This window comes from Actinomadura sp. NAK00032 (genome assembly GCF_013364275.1).
Taxonomy (GTDB): Bacteria; Actinomycetota; Actinomycetes; order Streptosporangiales; family Streptosporangiaceae; genus Spirillospora.
The window spans coordinates 1550650-1568662 of record NZ_CP054932.1; the positions used below are offsets into that span (position 1 = coordinate 1550650).

Annotated in this window: 12 protein-coding genes; 5 read left to right on the forward strand and 7 right to left on the reverse strand. The window is 73.4% G+C overall.

Annotated elements, in window-relative coordinates:
* Window positions 1–76 precede the first annotated feature (76 nt).
* Window positions 77–3193, reverse strand: a complete 3117-nt coding sequence (locus HUT06_RS07370) for a M14 family metallopeptidase (RefSeq protein WP_176195023.1) — start codon at window positions 3191–3193, stop codon at window positions 77–79.
* A gap of 367 nt (window positions 3194–3560) precedes the next feature.
* Between HUT06_RS07370 and HUT06_RS07375 the strand changes: the two genes are divergently transcribed.
* The 3 genes from HUT06_RS07375 (at window position 3561) to HUT06_RS07385 (ending at window position 9335) form a co-directional block, all read left to right on the forward strand.
* Window positions 3561–5927: a SpoIIE family protein phosphatase gene (locus HUT06_RS07375; protein WP_176195024.1), complete on the forward strand. Its 2367-nt coding sequence runs from the start codon at window positions 3561–3563 to the stop codon at window positions 5925–5927.
* A 90-nt stretch (window positions 5928–6017) separates the two neighbouring features.
* Window positions 6018–6875: a hypothetical protein gene (locus tag HUT06_RS07380; protein WP_176195025.1), complete on the forward strand. Its 858-nt coding sequence runs from the start codon at window positions 6018–6020 to the stop codon at window positions 6873–6875.
* A gap of 1476 nt (window positions 6876–8351) precedes the next feature.
* Complete coding sequence (locus HUT06_RS07385) at window positions 8352–9335, forward strand: hypothetical protein (protein WP_176195026.1); 984 nt, start codon at window positions 8352–8354, stop codon at window positions 9333–9335.
* On the opposite strand, the gene HUT06_RS07390 is transcribed toward HUT06_RS07385, so the two are convergent.
* The 6 genes from HUT06_RS07390 to HUT06_RS07415 form a co-directional block, all read right to left on the reverse strand.
* Window positions 9336–10211, reverse strand: coding sequence for a hypothetical protein (locus tag HUT06_RS07390; RefSeq protein ID WP_176195027.1), 876 nt, complete (start codon window positions 10209–10211; stop codon window positions 9336–9338).
* Between the two features lie 110 nt (window positions 10212–10321).
* Complete coding sequence (locus tag HUT06_RS45145; protein ID WP_176195028.1) at window positions 10322–12115, reverse strand: sporulation protein; 1794 nt, start codon at window positions 12113–12115, stop codon at window positions 10322–10324.
* A gap of 593 nt (window positions 12116–12708) precedes the next feature.
* Window positions 12709–14073 carry a pitrilysin family protein gene (locus HUT06_RS07400; protein WP_176195029.1) on the reverse strand — a complete coding sequence of 455 codons (1365 nt, stop codon included), beginning with the start codon at window positions 14071–14073 and terminating at the stop codon, window positions 12709–12711.
* Entirely contained in the window at window positions 14070–15326 is a 1257-nt protein-coding gene (locus tag HUT06_RS07405) for a pitrilysin family protein (RefSeq protein ID WP_176195030.1), read from the reverse strand. The genes HUT06_RS07400 and HUT06_RS07405 overlap by 4 nt, the downstream gene beginning before the upstream one ends.
* Window positions 15327–15597: 271 nt before the next feature.
* Complete coding sequence (locus tag HUT06_RS07410) at window positions 15598–15951, reverse strand: STAS domain-containing protein (protein ID WP_176195031.1); 354 nt, start codon at window positions 15949–15951, stop codon at window positions 15598–15600.
* Between the two features lie 97 nt (window positions 15952–16048).
* The gene (locus HUT06_RS07415; RefSeq protein ID WP_254715034.1) at window positions 16049–16669 is read right to left on the reverse strand and encodes an ATP-binding protein; all 621 of its coding nucleotides are present in this window, start codon (window positions 16667–16669) and stop codon (window positions 16049–16051) included.
* Window positions 16670–16895: 226 nt separating this feature from the next.
* On the opposite strand from HUT06_RS07415, the gene HUT06_RS07420 reads away from it, so the two are divergent.
* Both HUT06_RS07420 and HUT06_RS07425 read left to right on the forward strand, forming a co-directional pair.
* The gene (locus tag HUT06_RS07420; protein ID WP_171069264.1) at window positions 16896–17762 is read left to right on the forward strand and encodes a helix-turn-helix transcriptional regulator; all 867 of its coding nucleotides are present in this window, start codon (window positions 16896–16898) and stop codon (window positions 17760–17762) included.
* Entirely contained in the window at window positions 17762–18013 is a 252-nt protein-coding gene (locus HUT06_RS07425; protein ID WP_176201204.1) for a DUF397 domain-containing protein, read from the forward strand. The genes HUT06_RS07420 and HUT06_RS07425 overlap by 1 nt, the downstream gene beginning before the upstream one ends.

An 18013-nucleotide genomic window follows, 5' to 3' on the forward strand; every position in this document is an offset into this window, starting at 1 on the left:
GAGGTGAAGCGGGGGGCGGCCCCCGCCTGGAGCGCCGGGCGTCCAGGACGAGGGCCGCGCTGGTGGGCGTTCGCGGTCAGTCGAGCAGGTGGTCGAGGGCCTTCCTGATCAGGGTCCGGGCGTCGGGGGACTGCTCCACGCCGAAGCCGAGCAGGACGGTGTCCCGGGTCGCCACCGCGGAGACGGAGTCGATCAGGGCCTGCGTGCGGACGTACTCGGCGCCGTTGCCGGGGCTGCCGGCGGGGGCGCCCTGGATCGTCCACGGGCCGAGGCCGGTCTCGAAGCCCTCGGCGTCGAGTTGGCCGCCGGACGTGGTCAGCCGGGTGTCGTCGATGAACAGTCCGGTTCCGCCGGTGGCGGGGTCGCTCACGTAGGAGATGGACACTTCGACCTTCTTGCCCGCGTAGGCGGACAGGTCGAACGCGGCCGGGACCCAGCCGTTGGAGTTGCCGGTGAAGGCGTTCCATTGACCGGACGTGCCGGTGCTGCCGCAGGGGTTGCCGCCGGTGAGGTAGTGGTTGAGGAACGGGTGCATGTCCAGGTAGTAGCCCTGTTCACACTGCTCCGGGACGGTGGTGCTCGTCCGGCCGTTCTTGTCGGGCAGCGTGGTCCAGTCCTCGGCTCCGGTGGTGTGCGCCTCGACGATGATGTTGTCGAAGCCCGTCTCGGTGCCGTAGGAGAGCTGGGCCTGGAGGGTCGGGGCCTGGGCCGCGGTGATCGACGTGAGGTCGACCGTGCGGGTCAGGCGGCGGTAGGCGCCGTCCTGGTGCGGGCCCGCGACGTACCACTGGCCCTCGACGGGCTCGCTGGGCGCGGCGGCCCCGGTGTAGTCGCCGGCCTTCCAGCTGGTGAACTGCGGGAAGTCGGCCTTGGGCAGGACGGTAGAGGTGACCTGGAACCCGCCCGCCTCGTTCACCGGGTTGGTCGCGGTGCCGGTGAGCTTGGACGTGACCCCATCGAATGGAGCCCCTGCTCCTATGAAGCCCGTGGGCGCGCCCACGGGCTGCCTGTCGTAGGCCCCCATGTAGTACTGGAGGAAGTCGTCCGACAGCAGTTCGCAGTCGTCGCGGAAGTTGCCGGTGACCACGCACGGCTTCTCAGGGTGGCCCTTGAGGCCGTAGTAGATGCCGCCCCCGTTCAGCCGGCTGACGGGGCCGTAGTAGCCGGTCGTCTCGCCGGTGTGGAGCAGCTTGCCGCCCTCGTTCAGGTAGGAGCGGACGGAGAGGACGAGGTCCTTCTCGCGGTCGGCCACCTGCGAGTCGGGGGCGTCGCCGATGTAGGTCTTCACCGGGTCGTCGGCCGGGTCCTGGGTGAGGCGGTTGTCGCCGAGGTACCAGACGACGGCCTTGAAGTGCTTCAGGACGCCGAGGTCGTGCGGGACGCCGTCCTTGTCGATGTCCCAGATGAGCGGCCGGTGGCCCGCCGCCTTGACGAGGTCGGCGTACTGGCCCGTGTACCTGGGTGCCTTGGCGGGGTAGGTCGGGTTGATCCCGCTGTAGTCCTCGTCCGCGACGATCAGGACGTCAGCTCTGTGCTGGTCGCGCACGGTGTAGGTGAAGTGCTTGCTCTCCACCTGCTTGTGGCCCTTCCTGCCGGTGAACCACACCTCGACCCTGTCGCCGGGCCGCTGCCGCCTGATCTCGCCGCGGTACTCGGCGTAGTAGACCTTGTTGTCGCGGCCGAACCGCTCGCCGCCGCGCCACTCGCGCACGTGCCCGCGGTGCACCCGGCCGCCGTTGACGCGGTAGCGCAGCTCCTTGTTCCGCAGCGACCTGCGGATCACGGACGCGACCTCCTGCGACGTCCCGTAGGACGTGCCGAACGCGTCGGTCTCGAAGTCGGGCGCGGTGCGTCCCACGGACGACACCGGCTCGTCCGGCGTGTGCGCGGACTCGCCGATCGACAGCGCGAACGGCAGGTTCTTCTGGAACTCGCGCTGGATCAGCGCCTCGTCGTCCGGGAACTCGAAGTCGCTGCCGCAGTCGCCGGGCTCCCAGGCGTCGTCCGGGTCCTCGCTGGCGGCCGTCGTGCAGGTCGCCATCTCGGGGGTGATCGAGAGGGTGCCGTACTCGTTGTCGACCTGGCCGTCGGTGTCGCCGTTGGTCGTGTAGAGCTGCGCGCCCAGCTCGGGCGTGTAGCCGGGGACGGCGGGGTGGTCGATGTCGCCGAGCAGCGCGTCGTGGATCGCGTCGTCCGGGCTGCGGGTGAGGGCCTGCCAGCCGACGCCGTGCAGCAGCAGCTGCGCCGCCGAGTGGTAGTTGATCAGGTACGTCGGGCGGACGCGCTCGTAGAGGTTCAGCTGCGCCCGCGTCTCGGGTTCGGACGCCGGCGACTTGCCGCGGTAGGTCTGGCTGGACGGCAGGTCGGAGGAACCCTCGTTGTCGTAGCCCCACTTGTAGGGGAAGTTCCGGTTCAGGTCGATGCCGTCCGCGCCGGTGATCTGGCCGTCGCCGTTATTGTCGCGGACGTTCTTGCGCCACAGCCGGAAGCCGTCCTGGAACGTCAGGTCGTAGCCGTCGACGTTGACGACGGGGATGAACCACAGCTCCGTCGTGTCGATGACCTTGGTGAGCGCGGCGTCCGTCCCGTACCCGTCGACGTAGTGGTGCAGCAGCCGGCGGACCATCTCCGGGGTGATCCACTCGCGGGCGTGCTGGGCAGCCTGGTACACGACGACGGGCCGCTTGCGGTGCCCGCGCCGCATCTTGCCGGCGACCCGCACGGCGGTGATCGGCTGTCCCTTGACGGACGTGCCGATGTCCACGGCCTTCGCGATGGACGGATGGTCGGTCGCGACCTTGAGCAGTTCCTCGCGGATGTTGCCGGGCCCGCTGTAGGGGCGGAAGACGTTCCGGGCGGCGGCCTTCGCGCGCGGGCGGGCGCCCTTCGAGGTGAGGCCGAGGCCACGCGCGTTGAGCGCGGCGGCCTGGGTGCCGCTCATGACGACCTCGACGTGCACGCGGTCCTTCTGCGCGCTCTTGGAGAAGCCGACGTCCTCCCGGTCGAGGGCGGAGCCGTTCAGGACCTTCACCTGGTCGGGGGTCAGCTCGGCGGTGTAGACGCCCACGGCGGGGCCGGACGCGGCCGGCTTCGGCGCCGCGTTCGCGGGCGCCGCGACGAGCGCTCCGATCAGGAGCGCGGCGGTGGCGGCGATGGGCGTGAATCTTCGATGCCGGAACAATGTGCGCGGCATTGCGCCTCCTGGCAGGGATCACAACGGGGGTTGCGCGATCGTCTGCCGGGGGGCAAAGGGTGTCAATGGGGCAATAGTTGCCTAAGCCCGCATTCGGCCACCGAATTACCCTGGGTGGCGCATTCTGTCGTTCTGGCCACCTCCGGTCCGCGCGGACGGCTTGGCGGACGCGCCCCTTTGTGCTCGCCGTTCCCGTGAGGGCCCCGGCACCGTCCGCCCCGCAATTCGGGCCCGCCGACAAGCGGCCGAGGGCTCATCCGAAGCATTTCGGCGGAGTTCCAGCGCGCCTCATTTACAGCAGGTAACGTCCCCTTTACCAGGCGTTGCCGGGGGACTTCGGGCGTCCTGCGCCCGGAAGGGGGACAGCATGGTCATCGCCGACCTGCTGGGAGTGGCGAAGATGGCCGCCATCACGCTCAACGAGCACGGCCACATCAGCCACTGGGACGACACTGCCGCCGAACTGTTCGGGGTCGGGCCGCCGCGCGCTCTGGGCCGGGCGCCCGCGGCGCTGCTGCGGCTGCCGCCCGAGCACCGCGGCGCCTTCGAACCGGAGACCTTCGGGCACGTCTGGTGCGGCTCCTGCACCCTGCCGCGGGTCGACACCGGCGAACCGGCCGAGGTCGCGTGGTGGGTCTACCCGATCGACCGGGCGCCCGGCGAACGCGGCGTCAGCGTGCTGGCGCTGGCCGCCGACCTGCGCCGGCTCCGCCGCGACGGGATCAGCATCACCGTCGGCGACCTGCTGCTCTCCCCGCCGGACGGCCCGGTCCCGGTCCGCCGCCCGGCCGCCCGGCTGCTGCGCGTCGAGCCCGCCCTCACCACCCCGTCCGGGGACGCCGGCGACGCCGTCGCCGGCCCGTTCGCCGGGCGGCTCGCCGAACTGCTGCCCGCGCTCGACCCGGCCGCCGCCGAGAAGATCGCCTCGCGGGTGATCGGGCTCGGCTGCCCGGCCGTCTCGCTCGGGCTGACGGTGCGGCTGCCGGTCGTCCCGCACGCCGAGGGGCCGCCGGCCGTCCCGGCGCCGCGGCCCGCCCCGGCCCGCCGGCGGCGGCCCGCCGGGGCCGGCGCCCCCGCCGCCTGGGAGCCGCTCGCCTACCTCGGCGAGGCCGGCGAGCAGATCGGCAGCTCCCTCGACCACCTGCAGGCCGCCCGGACGCTCGCCGAGGTCCTCGTCCCGCGGCTCGCCGACTTCGCCGCCGTCGAACTCCTCGAACGCGTCGTCGCCGACTCCGCCCCGCCCGCCGCCATCGTCGACGAGACCACCCCGATGCGCCGCGTCGCCGTCGCCCACAACGACGACCACGGGCGGTGGGACGAGGCCGTCCGCGAGGGGGAGCCGCTGTTCCTGCCCTCCGGCACGCCGTTCGTCCAGGCCATGCGGACCGGGCGCCCCGTGCACATCCGGCGCGTCGGCCCCGGGCAGGCCGCCAAGCTCGCCATCGCGTTCGGCAACCCGGAGCTGCGCGGCCTGTTCGCCGGGCGCGCGATGCTCGTCGTCCCGCTCATCGCGCGCGGCCGCGTCCTCGGCACGTTCAAGCTGCTCCGCAAGCTCGACCGGCCCGGGTTCGGCGAGCTCGAACTCGCCATGGTCGACGAGCTCGCCCGCCGCGCCGCGCTGTGCATCGACAACGGGCGGCTGTACCGGCGCGAGGTCCAGGTCGCCGAGAAGCTGCAGCGCAGCATGCTCCCGGACGACCCGCCCGATGTCGCCGGGGCCCGCGTCCGGTACCGGTACCGTCCGGCCGAGCAGGCCGCGCAGGTCGGCGGCGACTGGTTCGACGCGATCCCGCTGCCCGGCTGCCGGCTCGGCCTCGTCGTCGGGGACGTGATGGGGCACGGCCTCACCTCGGCCGCGATCATGGGGCAGATGCGCACCGCCGTGCGCACCCTCGCCGCCGAGGACATGCGCCCCGACCGGGTGCTGCGCCAGCTCGACGGCCTCGCCCGCCGGCTCGGCGAGGACTACCTCGCCACCTGCCTGTACGCGGTGTACGACCCGGTGGAGCGGCGCTGCACCTTCGCCAACGCGGGGCACGTCCCGCCGGTGCTCGTCTCGGCCGCCGGCGAGAGCCGCGTGCTGGCCGTCCCGCCCGGCGTGCCCATCGGTGTGGGCGGCGAGCCGTTCCAGACGATGGAGGTCGAGGTCGAGGACGGCTCCCAGCTCGTCCTGTGCACCGACGGCCTCCTCGAACGCCGCGACCGCGACATCGAGGAGGGCCTGGAGCAGCTGCGCGCGCTGCTCGCCGGGGCGTCCGCCGACCTCGACGGCGCCTGCGACGACGTGCTCGCCGCGCTCGCCGCGCACACTCCCGCCGACGACATCGCGATCGTCGCGGTCGGCTGCGACGGCATCCCCAAGGACGAGGCCGTCTCCTGGGAGCTCGAACCCGAGCCGAACAGCGTTCCGTGGATCCGAGCGCAGGTCGCCGCCCGGCTCGCCGGCTGGGACCTGCACGCCCTCACCGACACCGCGCAGCTGCTCGTCAGCGAGCTCGTCACCAACGCGCTCGTGCACGGCGCAGGGTCCCTCGGCGTCCGGCTGACCAAGGGCCGGACGCTGCTCTGCGAGGTCCACGACGACGGCCACGACCTGCCGCACCAGCGGCACGCCGAGGCCACCGACGAGTCGGGCCGCGGCCTCCAGCTCGTCGGCCACTTCGCCGCCCGCTGGGGCACCCACCGCACCGCCACGGGCAAGATCGTGTGGTTCGAGCAGCGGCTGCCGCGCTGATGTGAGGTAAATGTTCCGTTGTCGCCAGATTCGCTCCGCCGTCCCCATCGGATCTGATCGAGGGGTGCCGACTACCCCCGGGGGACGAGTTTGGGTGAACATCTGACGCTGCCCGTGCCGGAGACCCTCTATGGAAACTACGCCGTGGCGCTCGCCGAACCGCTCGCCGACCCCGCGGCCCTCGCCCGCGACCACATCGCCCGGCACACCGCGGCGCCGCTGCGCGACCTCGTCCTCGGCATGCTCGGCAGCCCCATGCTGACCCTCGACCAGCGCCCCGCGCCCGACTTCCCGCCGCTGCCCCGCGACCTGCTCGCCGCCTACGGCGCCGCCGCCCCCGACCTGGAGGCGATCACGTCCGCCGCCCACCTCATCGCCGTCCGCGCCGCCTACCGCCCGGGCCGCCCGCCCGCGCACGAATGGGCGTCCCGCACCGTCGCCGGCGCGCTGGGCGCCATCGCCGGCGCGCCGGTGGTCGACGTCTTCACCCCGCAGGTCCTGACGCCCGACCACCTCCAGCGCTCCCTGCCCGGCCCGGACGGCACCGTCCGGCTCACCGACTGGATGCTCCTCCCGCACACCGCCGGCCCGGACGGCCTCTTCGTCACCACCAAGGGCCTCGCCCGCTTCGGCCTCCCCGAACTGCAGACCGAGGACGTCCCGCCCGACCTCCTCGAACCCTGGGGCCGCGTCCTCAACGGCCTCGCCCACCGCGTCCTCGACCTGTGGCTCGCCGAACTGCCCTCCGGCGCCCTCACCGTCGACATCCCCGAGACCGTCCCGGTCGGCCTCCAGGACATCGCCGCCGCCCAGGGCGCCCGCGACCCGACGAGCCGCGAGGTGCCCGTCCACCTCCGGCTGGCCCCGGGCCCGGTCCTCACCGCCGGCGTCCCCGACACCCTCGCCCCCGTCTGCACCGCCCTCTTCGGCGGCCGACCTTGCCGATGATCTTGATAGGAGCGCAGGATCGACACCGTGAGATTCGGCCCGCGTGACCGCCCCAGCCCCGAACCAGAGGACCCTCCCGGGGACCCCGTCCAGCCGCCCCACCCCGGAGACGTCCACGTCGCAGGCAAGCGCACGTCCGACTGGGTCCCCCATCCCACCCCGCCCGACCCCGCCGCCCCACCACCGCCACCATGGACCCCAGGCGCCCCACCACCGGCGCCACCGTCCTCGTGGTACCCCCAGGAGCAGCCCGGCCGAGACACCCCAGGCGAACAGCCACCCCCCGCGTGGACCCCGCAAGATCCGACCGCAGGACCATCGCCGTGGTACCCGCAGGAATCCACCACAGCACCGCCCCCCGAACAGGGCCCCGCACCATCGCCGGCCGACCCGTCATCGTGGTACCCGCAAGACCGAGGCGAGCACCCGGGCCCGTCCTCACCTACGTCCTCCCAGGGCTGGACCCCACAAGCCCCAAGCGCCGGCCCACCGACCGGCTACCCGCACCAACCCGGCGCGGCACCGCCCCCCGAGCAGACCGCCGCACCTTCAGAGGGTGAGCGCCCGCTAGGCAGCTCGCAGCAGCCAGGCGCCCGACGAACGGAGCGGGACGCTGCGGCGCCCCCTGCTGACGATCAGCCGGGCCCGCCGTCGCCCGCGTCTGCTCAGGGCTGGACGCCGGGCGGTCCGGGCGCTGGGCCGTCGACTGGGTACCCGCACCAACCCGGCGCGGCGCCGTCTTCCGAGCGGAGCGCTGCGCCTTCAGAGGGCGAGCGCCCGCTAGGCGGCCCGTCCTCGTCCTCACAGCAGCCGGGCGCCCGACGAACGGAGCGGGACGCTGCGGCGCCCCCTGCTGACGATCAGCCGGGCCCGCCGTCGCCTGAGTCCGCTCAGGGCTGGACGCCGGGCGGTCCGGGAGCTGGGCCGTCGACTGGGTACTCGCAGGGCTCCAATGAGGCGCCGTCTCCTGAACAAGGTGCTCTGCCTCCCACAGGCGGACGCTCGCCTGGTACGGCGCCGTCGGGGAGTGAGTCGGCGTCGTGGTACCCGGAGGCTTCGAGTGGGCAATCGACCGAGCGGGATGCTGTGGCCTCCCCGGCGACTCCCACGGGCGAACCGTCGAGTCCGTCGTTGCCCGTGTCCTCTCAGGGTTGGGCGCCGCACGATCAGAGCGCCGGGCAGGCGAGGGCGTCGCGGTCCTCGCAGGAGCCGGGCGGTGGTGCGGCGTCGGCTGAGCAGGGTTCCGCACCCGGCGTGGAGGGTTCAGCGGGTGAGGGGGCGTCCGGGGCTTCACAAGCTTGGACGCCGCACGATGCGCCCGCCGGGCCGCCGGGGACCGCAGAGGCGGACTCCCGTGAAGGTGGGCGGTCATCGAGTGAGTCCCCGAGCCGATCGTCGGAGGTTTGGACGCCTTACGGGTCCGGTGGCGGGGCAGGCGAGGAACCGTTGACGCCGATGTGGGCTCCGCATGGTTCGGTGCCTTCGGGTGAGTCGGGGGAGGGCGGGGCCTCGTGGACGCCTTACGAGGCCGGTGGTCGTCCAGGCGAGTCGGAAGGGGCGGCCGGTGCTGGGGAGGAGCCGCCGGAGGCGTTCGGCTCCTCGCAGGGCGGCGGTGAGTCGGAGCGGGAGACCAGGCCGGGGCCGGGGCAGGACGAGCCGTTCCTGCCGGTGAAGGGACTGTCGGCGGAGCCGCCGGCGGTGCGCGTGCCGGCGCCGCGGCAGGGGGACGTGGCCGAGCCCGGGCGGCGCGGGGACGTGGCGGACGCGTTCGTGGGCGAGTTCGTCGGCGGTACGACGTGGCGGGCGATGCTGGCGGTGCTGGAGAGCGCGTTCCCGGGGCTCGGGATCGCCTCGGCGCTGTCGCGACGGAGCGATATGGCGGTCGGCGCGCTCGACCGGACGGCGGCGGCGAGCCTCGGGGTGCCCGCCTGGCTGGACGACGCCGGAATGGTGTTCGACCTCAGCGCGCATCAGGGCAGGCGTCCGGTGCGGTCGCCCATGCCGGGGCGGGCCGCGCCGCCGCGCGCGTCCAGGCCCTACGCGGGTGCCCTCGTCATCGACACGCTGGACCCGCTGCGCTACCACCGCGCGGTGGGCGGGCCGAGGGCGCCGCGGGATCTGTCGGGTGAGGGCGCGTTGCCGGTGCCGCCGGGGGCGGAGGACGACGACGGCGGGGTCGTGGTCGTCGCGAAGCTCACCGAGGCGGGCGTGCGGGTGCTCGACTCGGCGGCGCTGTGGCGGTACGCGGACCGGGTCGTCACCGGGACGCTGCACGAGCCGGGGCGTCCGGAGACGCGGGTGCGGGTGCGGCGGGCGCTGCGGGCGCTGCGGCAGGTCGTGGTCGTCGACCCGGACCTGCGGCTCGGACTCTGCCTGCGGATCGACGCGGCGCGGGTGCCGCGCTGCCTGCTGGCGTTCGGGGTGGACGAGGAGGGCGCGGCCCTGTTCGTCCGCCCGTGATCACTCGTCGGGGCGCAGCCAGGACAGGTCGCGCTGCCGGTCGGCGGGCAGTTCGCGGATGCGGTCGACGAGCTGCCACGGTTCGGTCGGCGGCGTGCTCTCGTCGTCCGGGAGCACGCCGCACAGGAGCGCGCTCGGCGTGCCCACCGCGACGAACGGGCCGAACTGCGCGATGCCGCCGCCGCGCAGCGACGCCAGTTCGGTGAGCAGCGCGTTGACGGCGGACTCGTCCCGCGGGTCGTAGAGGGCGCGGACGTAGGAGAACAGGTCCTCGGCGAGGACATCGGGGCGCCTGCCCGACATGTGGTAGACCGTGCCCCAGTAGGTGCCGGTCGCCTGCGCGGAGCGCTGGTCGCGGATGCGGACGCGCAGCCCGCACTCGGCGGCGCACTTCTCGTACGCCTCGGCGAGCAGCGTCTCGTTCTCGCCCTCCTCGCTGAGCAGGACGCCGGTGACGACGCCCTCCTCGCGGTCCAGCCGGTCGAGCATCTCGCGGTGCAGTTCGAGGACGTCCTGCTCCACGGCGTCGAGGGAGCGGGCCAGGGCGCGCTGGGCGTCGCGGTCGAGGTCGGCGCCGGCCAGGTCCCCGGAGATGTCGCCGAACTGCTTCTCCAGCCGCTCCACCCGCCCGACGGCGGAGTCGAGCCGTTCGAGGATCTCGGTGGGCGGCTCCGGCGGCGGGATGGGGATGCCCGCCGGCTCCGTCGCCTCGTCCACCACCGTCTTGAGGGCCTCGTGGTCTCTGGCGAGGTCGTCGAGCTGCCTGCGCAGCCGGCCAAGTTCCGCCTGGGCGCGGGGGAGCCGTTTGTCGGACGCCAGGTAGAGCTCGCGTCCGGCGATCGCAAGGCAGAGCAGGACCAGGATCACGGTGGTCATGTGACTCCTCGGGAAGCGGCTGCGCCTTCGACGATAACCATCCGTGGCCGGATTGGACGAGATGGCGGCGTATCTCGTCCGAAAGGTCCCGTGATTTTCGGTGCGGGCGGTCAGCCGAAGAGGCCGCCGAGCAGGCCGCCGAGGATCTCGGCGGCACCGCCCGCGATCTCGCCGGCCACATCGCCCGCGATGTCCCCGGCGACGCCGCCGGCGGCGTCCGCGATCATGCCGCCGGCGACGTTCCCGGCGTATCCGGCGACGGCGTTGCCGAAGGCGTCCACCGGGGCGCCCGCGACGTAGCCCGCCACGTTCGCGGCCTGCCCGGCGACGTCGCCCATGGCGCCGAAGGCCATGCCTCCCGCGACACCGGCCGCTGCGGCACCGCCGACGAGGCCCGCCGCGGCGATGCCGTGGTGGCCGCGATGCCCGTGGTAGCCGTGGTGGACGTGGGCCGGCGGCGGCGCGGGGTGGCCGTGCGCCGCGGGCGGGTAGGCGGGCGGCGGGCCCGCGTGGCCCGGCGCCGGTGGATACGGACCGCCGGGCGCCGGGGGCGGCGGGGCGCCGTGCGGCGGAGCGGGGTGGCCGGGCATGCCGCCGGGCCCCGGCGGCGCGGGCGGCGGCACGGTTCCGTGGGGAGCGGACGCCGGCCCGGCGAATGCCCCGGGAGGGGGAGTGGTGTGGCCGTGCCCCATCGGGCCGGGCGGCGGCGCCATCGGCCCAGGTGCTCCGCCGGGTGCCGGCGGTGGGGTGTGGCCGTGCCCCATCTGACCGGGAAGCGGAGGTGGCGTGTGGCCGTGTTCCAACGGACCGGGCGGCGGCGCCATTGGCGCGGGTGCTCCGCCGGGTGGCGGGGGCTGGCCGTAGGGCAGGTGGCCGGGGGGAGGCGGTGCTCCGGGGCCGGGGGGCATGGGGGAGTGCGCTGCGTGCGCGGGGGCGCCCGGGGGTGGGTACGCGGGGCTCGGACCGCCCGGGTAGCCGGGGTCGGGAGAGTAGGCGGCCGGTGCCTCGCCGGGGGCGGGTGCCGGGGGCGGGAACTGTGCGTTGCCGGCCTGCCCGTAAGACGGGGCCTCACCTGGGGGCGGTGGCGGGAAGGGCGCGCCGCCGGGCGGGGGCAGCGGCGCCCGGCCGTCGCTTCCCCCGCCGGGGCCGGACGAGCGCGGCAGTGCGGCGGCGGCCTCCAGCCATTCGCCGATCTTGGCGTTCCAGTCGGTCTCGGCGGCTTCGGCGTGCGCGACCTGGAACACGCCGAACGACTCGTCTTGTGGAGCGTCACGGTCTTCCGCGCGCAGGACGAAGGCCATGCTGCGCGGGCTGGCGACGAAGCTCAGCCCGACCTTGTCGACCCGCCCCTGGTACGCGGTCGGCGGGTTGAGGTGGATCTCCTGGTGGAACGGCAGCTGCTGGGCGACGCCGCGCAGCTTCGACGACTCGAACGTCACGTTGGTGATCTGGAAGCCGAGCCGCGCGATCGAGGCGAGCACCCACTGCTGGGACTCCAGCGGCTCCACCGAGATCGGGTCGATGTCGCCCGGGTCGGGCTGCCCGACGGCGTCGACCTCGGTGCACATGCCGATCGTGAAGCCGGGCAGCTCGTGCCCGAGGACGGTCGTGAACGGCAGTTCGTACGGCAGCGGGATGGAGAACGCGAGGTCGCGCTGCTGCGCCGGGTCCAGCCGGAAGCGGCGGGTGAGCGCGCCCCGGTACACCTCGGGGCCCGCGGTCTCGCCGCCGTAGCCGTTCTGCATGCGCGGCATGAGCGCGAGCGTCACGTGCCGGATCTCCACGGGCCCGGGCCCGCCGCGCAGGTGGACCTTGCCCGCCACGACCCCGCCCGGCTTGCAGTTCGGCTCCGCGAGGATCGTGTCGACGGACGGCCCGCCACCCGCCATCTGCCCGTAGGACACCGGCCGTTCCCTTCTCCAGTTCGCGAGGACGCTCTCCCCGCCCCAGCCCACCGCGCCCGCCCCGGGCCACGCAAGTTAGACCTACTTCACCATGCCATCGGTTCACCCCCGAAGCGGAAGCCCGACACTATTTCTCTCCGCCCCTAACGCGCAGCCCCTCCCGCCGTCGGCCCTGAGGCTCCGGCGACATCCGAGTCCGGGTTTCGAGGCCGGCATTCGGGGCCGGCATTCGGGGCCGGTGTTCGGGGCCGGTGTCCGAGTCCGGTGTTCGGGGCTGGCGTCCGGGGCCGGCGTCCTGGGCTGGCGTCCGAGTCCGGCGTTCGGGGCCGGTGTTCGGGGCCGGCGTCCGATGCCGGGTTTCGAGGTCGGCGTTCGAGCCTGGTTCGCGGTCGGCGGTGAGTGGGCATGGTGAGTGGGCCCGCGCTGAGGTGAAGGTGTCGTTCGGTGTCGGTTGTGCGGTGGAGCCGTTGAGGTGTCTCCGGCCGGGGGCCGGAGACACCCTTCCAGGGTGGCCTGCGGGGCGTTGCGGGATGCCCGGCGGGACGCCGCTCGCTGGAGGCGGGGGCGGGTGCTGGGCTTCCCGGCGGGTGGAGTCAGTTCTCCTTGGTGGTGACGGTGACCGGGGCGTAGCCGAGTTGCTCCAAAGGTTCGCGGATCTTGGAGGCGTCGCCGACGGCGATGACGGTGAGGGCCTCGGGGTCGACGTGCTTGCGGTAGGCGCGGGCCACTCCGTCGGGGGTGGAGGCGCGGACGGCGGCCAGGTAGGCGCTCGGGTAGCCGGTGCCGAGGCCGTTCGCGGACGCGTCGGCGAGTTCGGCGGCGACCGCGCGGGCCGTCTCGTACTCGGCGGGCGCGCGGTCGGCCAGGGCGCGGACGGAGAGGCCGTGCTCCTCCGCGTCGATGCCCCGGGTGACGATGCTGCGCAGTTCGGTCAGGGCGTCGCCGACGGCGTCGGCGGTGACCTCGGTGTGGACGGAGCCCTGCGCGATGAACAGGCCGCAGTGCCGCATGCGCAGCAGGCCCGCGCGCATGCCGTAGGTGTAGCCCTTCTCCTCGCGCAGCACCGCGTTCAGACGGGACGTGAGGCCGCCGCCGAGGACGTGGGCCGCGACCGTCAGGGACGGCCAGTCGTGGTGCGAGCGGTCGGGGACGCCGTGCCCGAAGCTGAGGTAGGTCTGGACGGAGCCGGGGCGGTCGACGACGACGATGCGCGCCGCCGAGTCGGGCAGGACGCGGTCGGCGGTGGGCAGCGGCTCGCCGGTGGCCGCCCAGGACTCCAGGGCGGCGGTGAGGGACGCGTCGGCGCCGGTCCCGGAGAGGTCGCCCGCGACGACGGCGGTGGCCTCGGCGGGGACGATGGAGCCGTAGAAGGCGCGGATGTCGGAGCCCTGCAGCGCGCCGACCGAGGTGCGGTCGCCGCCCGTCGGACGGGACGCGCGGGCCTCGGCCGGGAACATCACCGCGCGCAGTTCGCGCATGGCGCGCGAGCCGGGGTCGGCGTCCTCCTGGGCGATCTCCTCCAGGCGCTCGCGGACGAGCCGGCGCACGTCGGCGTCGTCGAGCGCGGGGCGCCGCACGACGCCGGAGAACAGGTCGAGGGCGGCGCCGAGGCGGGAGGTCGGGACGTCCAGCGCGATGCGCAGCGCGGTGAGGTCGGCGGTCGCGTAGAAGCTGGCGCCGAGCCGCTCGAACGCGGCGGTCAGCGCGGTGCCGCCGCCGGGCTCGGTGCCCTCCATCAGGGCGTGCGCGGCGAGGGTCGCCACGCCGTCCAGGCCGGCGGGCTCGCGGCCCGCGCCCGCGTGCAGGACGAGCCGGACCGCGGCGAGCCGGCGGCCGGGCAGGTCGCAGCGGAGCGTCGCGGGGCCGGCCGGGACGCGGCCCTCGACGCCGGACGGGAACACCCAGGCCGGGGCCGGGCCGGGGACGGGACGGGGCTGCAGTGCCAGGCCGCTGCTCACGAGGTGCCTCCGTAGGTCAGGGCGGTGCGGGCGCCGGGGGCCAGCCAGCGGCCCGCCATCTCCTTGATCGCGTCGCCGGTGACCGCGGCGGCGCGGCCGGGGGCGGTGAAGACCCGGGCCGGGTCGCCGAACTGGGTGGCGTTCTGCGACAGCGCGTTGGCCAGGCCGGTCACGGTCTCGGTCTGCTCCAGGAAGCCGCGTTCGGCCTGCGCGGTGGCGCGGGCGGTCTCGTCGGCGTCCGGGCCGTGCGCGGCGAAGCGCTCGAGCTCCTCGTCCAGCACGGCGGCGATCTTGTCCGGTTCCGGCCCGATGGCGTCGACGATCGCCAGCGAGGGGCCGGAGGCCAGCCGGGTCACCCCGGCCCAGACCTCGGTGGCGATCTGGTCGCGGCGGACCATCCGGTCGTAGAGCCGGGAGCCGGAGCCGCCGCCGAGGATCTCCACGGCCAGCTCGGCGGCCTCGACGTCGTCACCGCCGTCGGTCGGCAGCGTGAACATCGCGAAGTAGGCGGGGGAGGGGACGTCCTCGGTGAGGGTCTCCTCGCGGACGCCGGCCAGCGGGCCGAGCTCGCCGGGGCGGGCGGCGGGCTTGGCCGGGCCGGCCGGGAGGCCGCCGAAGTAGCGCTCGACCGCCGCGATGGTCGCGGCCGGGTCGACGTCGCCGACGACGGACAGGACGGCGTTGCCGGGCGCGTACCAGGTGGCGAAGAAGTCGGCGCAGTCGTCGAGGGTGGTGGCGTCGAGGTCGTCCATCGAGCCGATCGGCGTGTGCGCGTACGGGTGGCCGCCGGGGAACGTCAGCGCGCACAGCCGCTCGAAGGCCGTCCCGTAGGGCTGGTTGTCGTAGCGCTGGCGGCGCTCGTTCTTCACGACGTCGCGCTGGTTGTCGAGGTTGGCCTGGGTGAGCGCGGCGGGCAGCGTGCCCATCCGGTCGGCCTCCAGCCAGAGCGCGAGCTCCAGGTGGCTGACCGGCACCGTCTCGTAGTAGTTCGTGCGCTCGAACGACGTGCTGGCGTTGAACGCGGCGCCGGCGCTCTCCAGCAGCGCGGCGTGCTCGCCTTCGGCGACGTTCGCGGAGCCCTGGAACATCAGGTGCTCGAAGAGGTGGGCGAGGCCGGTCCGGCCGGACCGCTCGTGCCGTGAGCCCACCCCGTACCAGATGTTCACGGCGGCCAGTGGTATGACGTGGTCTTCGCAGACCACCACGCGCAGGCCATTGCCGAGCGTGTGCTCATGCAGCGGCTGTTCTGCCACGGAGCGCTCCCGTCCGTTCGATGGGTCGGCTGGCGGACAGCACCGCGCGCGTCGGCGGGACGTGCCCGGGCGGCGGGCTTGATCTCGGTCTCACCGTACCGGGTGCGTCCGGCCACGGTCGCGTTCGCGTCGACCTGTGGATAACCAGGTCAACAAAGCCGGACAAGAGCGGACGAATGGGAGCGGAAGCGGGGGTTCGTTCCGGGCGGGAGGGCGAAGAGGCGGGAGGGCGGGGAGGCGGGAGGGCGGGGACTCTGTGGGGAGCGGCGGGTCAGGAGGTGGCGGCCTCGTGGGCCGCTATCGCGTCCTCCAGGGAGCGGTGCAGGACGAAGATCTTGGTGAGCTGGGTGACGTGGAAGACCCGGCGCACCCGGTCGTTGACACCCATGAAGGACATCGAGCCGTCGCGCGCGCGGAGCCGGTGGTAGATGCCGACCAGCACGCCGAGGCCGGTGGAGTCGAGGAACGTCACCTCGCCGAGGTCGATGACGAGCTGGGTGCCGCCGTTGTCGATGATGCCGAGCAGTGCCTCGCGCAGCCGGGGGCTGGTGAAGACGTCGATCTCACCGCTGATCTTGACGACCGTGAGGCCCTTCTCGACGCGGTGCTCGACGGCGAAGTCCACAGGTGCTCCTTTCATCCGCATGGCTCGTCGGGCCCTGTGCCAGGTGCCCGCGGGGGAAATGGATAGTTACCCCCGTCGCGCCCCGTTACGCCCTGCGTCACGGGGAACGGAACAGTGCCCACACCACCTTGCCGTGGTCGAGCCCCCGCCACCCCCATCGGACGCTGAACGACTCGACGAGGTGCAGGCCGCGTCCCGTCTCGGCGATGTAGTCGGGCTCCCTGCGGCGCGGCGCGGAGCGGCTGGCGTCCATGATGGCGCAGAGCAGCCAGGGCGCCTCGTGCCCCAGGCGCAGCCTTATCGCCGCCGGTGCGGAGCCCAGCGGGTCGGCCGGGTCGCCGTACACGCCCTCGCGGTGCACGTCGACGCCCGGCCGCCCGCTGGAGTTCACCCCTCCGCTGTGCCGCAGCGCGTTCGTGACGAGTTCGGAGACGACGAGGCCGACGTCGTCGGCGAGTTCCAGGAGGTCCCATTCGGCGAGGCGGGAGACGGCGAAGTGCCGGGCCTCGGTGACCGATTCCGGATCGGGCTGCACGGTGAACGACACCGCGGAGCCCCGCATTTCGGTCAGCGCCGTGACGGCCGTGTCGAGCCGCGGCGGCAGGTTCACCGACTCGGGGACGGGCGTCGACAGCCCAGCGTGGTCGCGTGGCTCGCTCGGCCCCGCGACGGGGCCGAGCTCCCACCGCGTGTCGTCGTGCGCGTGGCGTGACGTCATTCCACCGGACCCCGCAGAGTGATCTCGTTGTGCAGCCGTGGCTCGGAAGTCTCGTGCGTTATCCTGCGCATCGTAGCGTGCGAATGCAAGGCCCAATGCACGTGCATCCGGGTTGTGTGGGTGTGGGGCGACGCGGATCGCATGCGGGTGAACGGAGGTAACCGCAGGACACTCAGGCCAGTGGCACACTAGGTTCGCTGTCCGCCGAATAGCCGGGAGGTTGGGCGTGACTCCAGAGACGCCGGGAAGCGGGTCGACGGTCCGTCGGATCCTGCTCGGGTCGCAACTGCGCCGTCTGCGCGAGCAGAAGGGCGTGACCCGTCAGGACGCCGGCTACGTCATCCGTGCGTCGGAGTCGAAGATCAGCCGTCTCGAGCTCGGCCGGGTCAGCTTCAAAGAACGTGACGTGGACGACCTGCTCACGTTGTACGGCGTCAGCGACAAGACCGAGCGCGAGGCGCTGCTGCAACTGGCGCGGGAGGCCAACACCCCCGGTTGGTGGCACCGGTACAACGACGTGCTGCCCGGCTGGTTCCAGACCTATGTGGGCCTGGAGGAGTCGGCGGCGTTGATCCGCACATATGAACTGCAGTTCGTCCCGGGACTGCTGCAGTCGGAGGGGTATGCGCGTGCGGTGATCCGCCTAGGCAACGCCGGAGCCGCCGAACACGAGATCGACCAGCGCGTGGAACTGCGCCTGCAACGTCAGGAACGCCTCACGGGCCCGGACGCGCCGCGCCTGTGGGCCGTGGTGGACGAGGGCGCGCTGCGCCGTCCCATCGGCGGTCCGGAGGTGATGCGGGGCCAGTTCGAGCACCTCATCGAGATGTCGAAGCTGCCCAACGTCACCATCCAGATCATGCCGTTCAGGTTCGGCGGCCACGCGGCCGAGGGCGGGGCCTTCACCATCCTGCGCTTTCCCGAGCAGGACCTGCCGGACGTGGTTTACGTCGAGAACCTCACCGGCGCGATGTACCTGGACAAGCGCGACGACGTCGACACCTATCTGCAGGCGATGGAACGCCTGTGCGTCGACAGTGCGACCCCGGAGCGCACCGTCGAGCTTCTCGGTGATCTTCTCAGAGAGACATGATGCTCCAGACCGATTACGACAACGGGATGCCGGCCGCCGAACTCCTCGGAGCACGGTGGCTGAAGTCCTCGCGAAGCAACTCCCAGGGGAACTGTGTGGAAATCGCCGAGCTGCCCGGCGGGCAGGTGGCGATGCGCAACTCCCGTCATCCCGACGGACCCGCCTTGATTTACACCCGCCCGGAGATAGAGGCGCTGATCCTTGGAGCCAAGGACGGCGACTTCGACCATCTCATCGCCTCCCGTAACTGA

What these genes read in the sequence shown, in the direction of transcription:
- HUT06_RS07370 (WP_176195023.1), bottom strand. Translation starts at nt 3,193, where the DNA reads ATGCCGCGCACATTGTTCCGGCATCGAAGATTCACGCCCATCGCCGCC.
- HUT06_RS07375 (WP_176195024.1), top strand. Translation starts at nt 3,561, where the DNA reads ATGGTCATCGCCGACCTGCTGGGAGTGGCGAAGATGGCCGCCATCACG.
- HUT06_RS07390 (WP_176195027.1), bottom strand. Translation starts at nt 10,211, where the DNA reads ATGACCACCGTGATCCTGGTCCTGCTCTGCCTTGCGATCGCCGGACGC.
- HUT06_RS07415 (WP_254715034.1), bottom strand. Translation starts at nt 16,669, where the DNA reads ATGACGTCACGCCACGCGCACGACGACACGCGGTGGGAGCTCGGCCCC.
- HUT06_RS07425 (WP_176201204.1), top strand. Translation starts at nt 17,762, where the DNA reads ATGCTCCAGACCGATTACGACAACGGGATGCCGGCCGCCGAACTCCTC.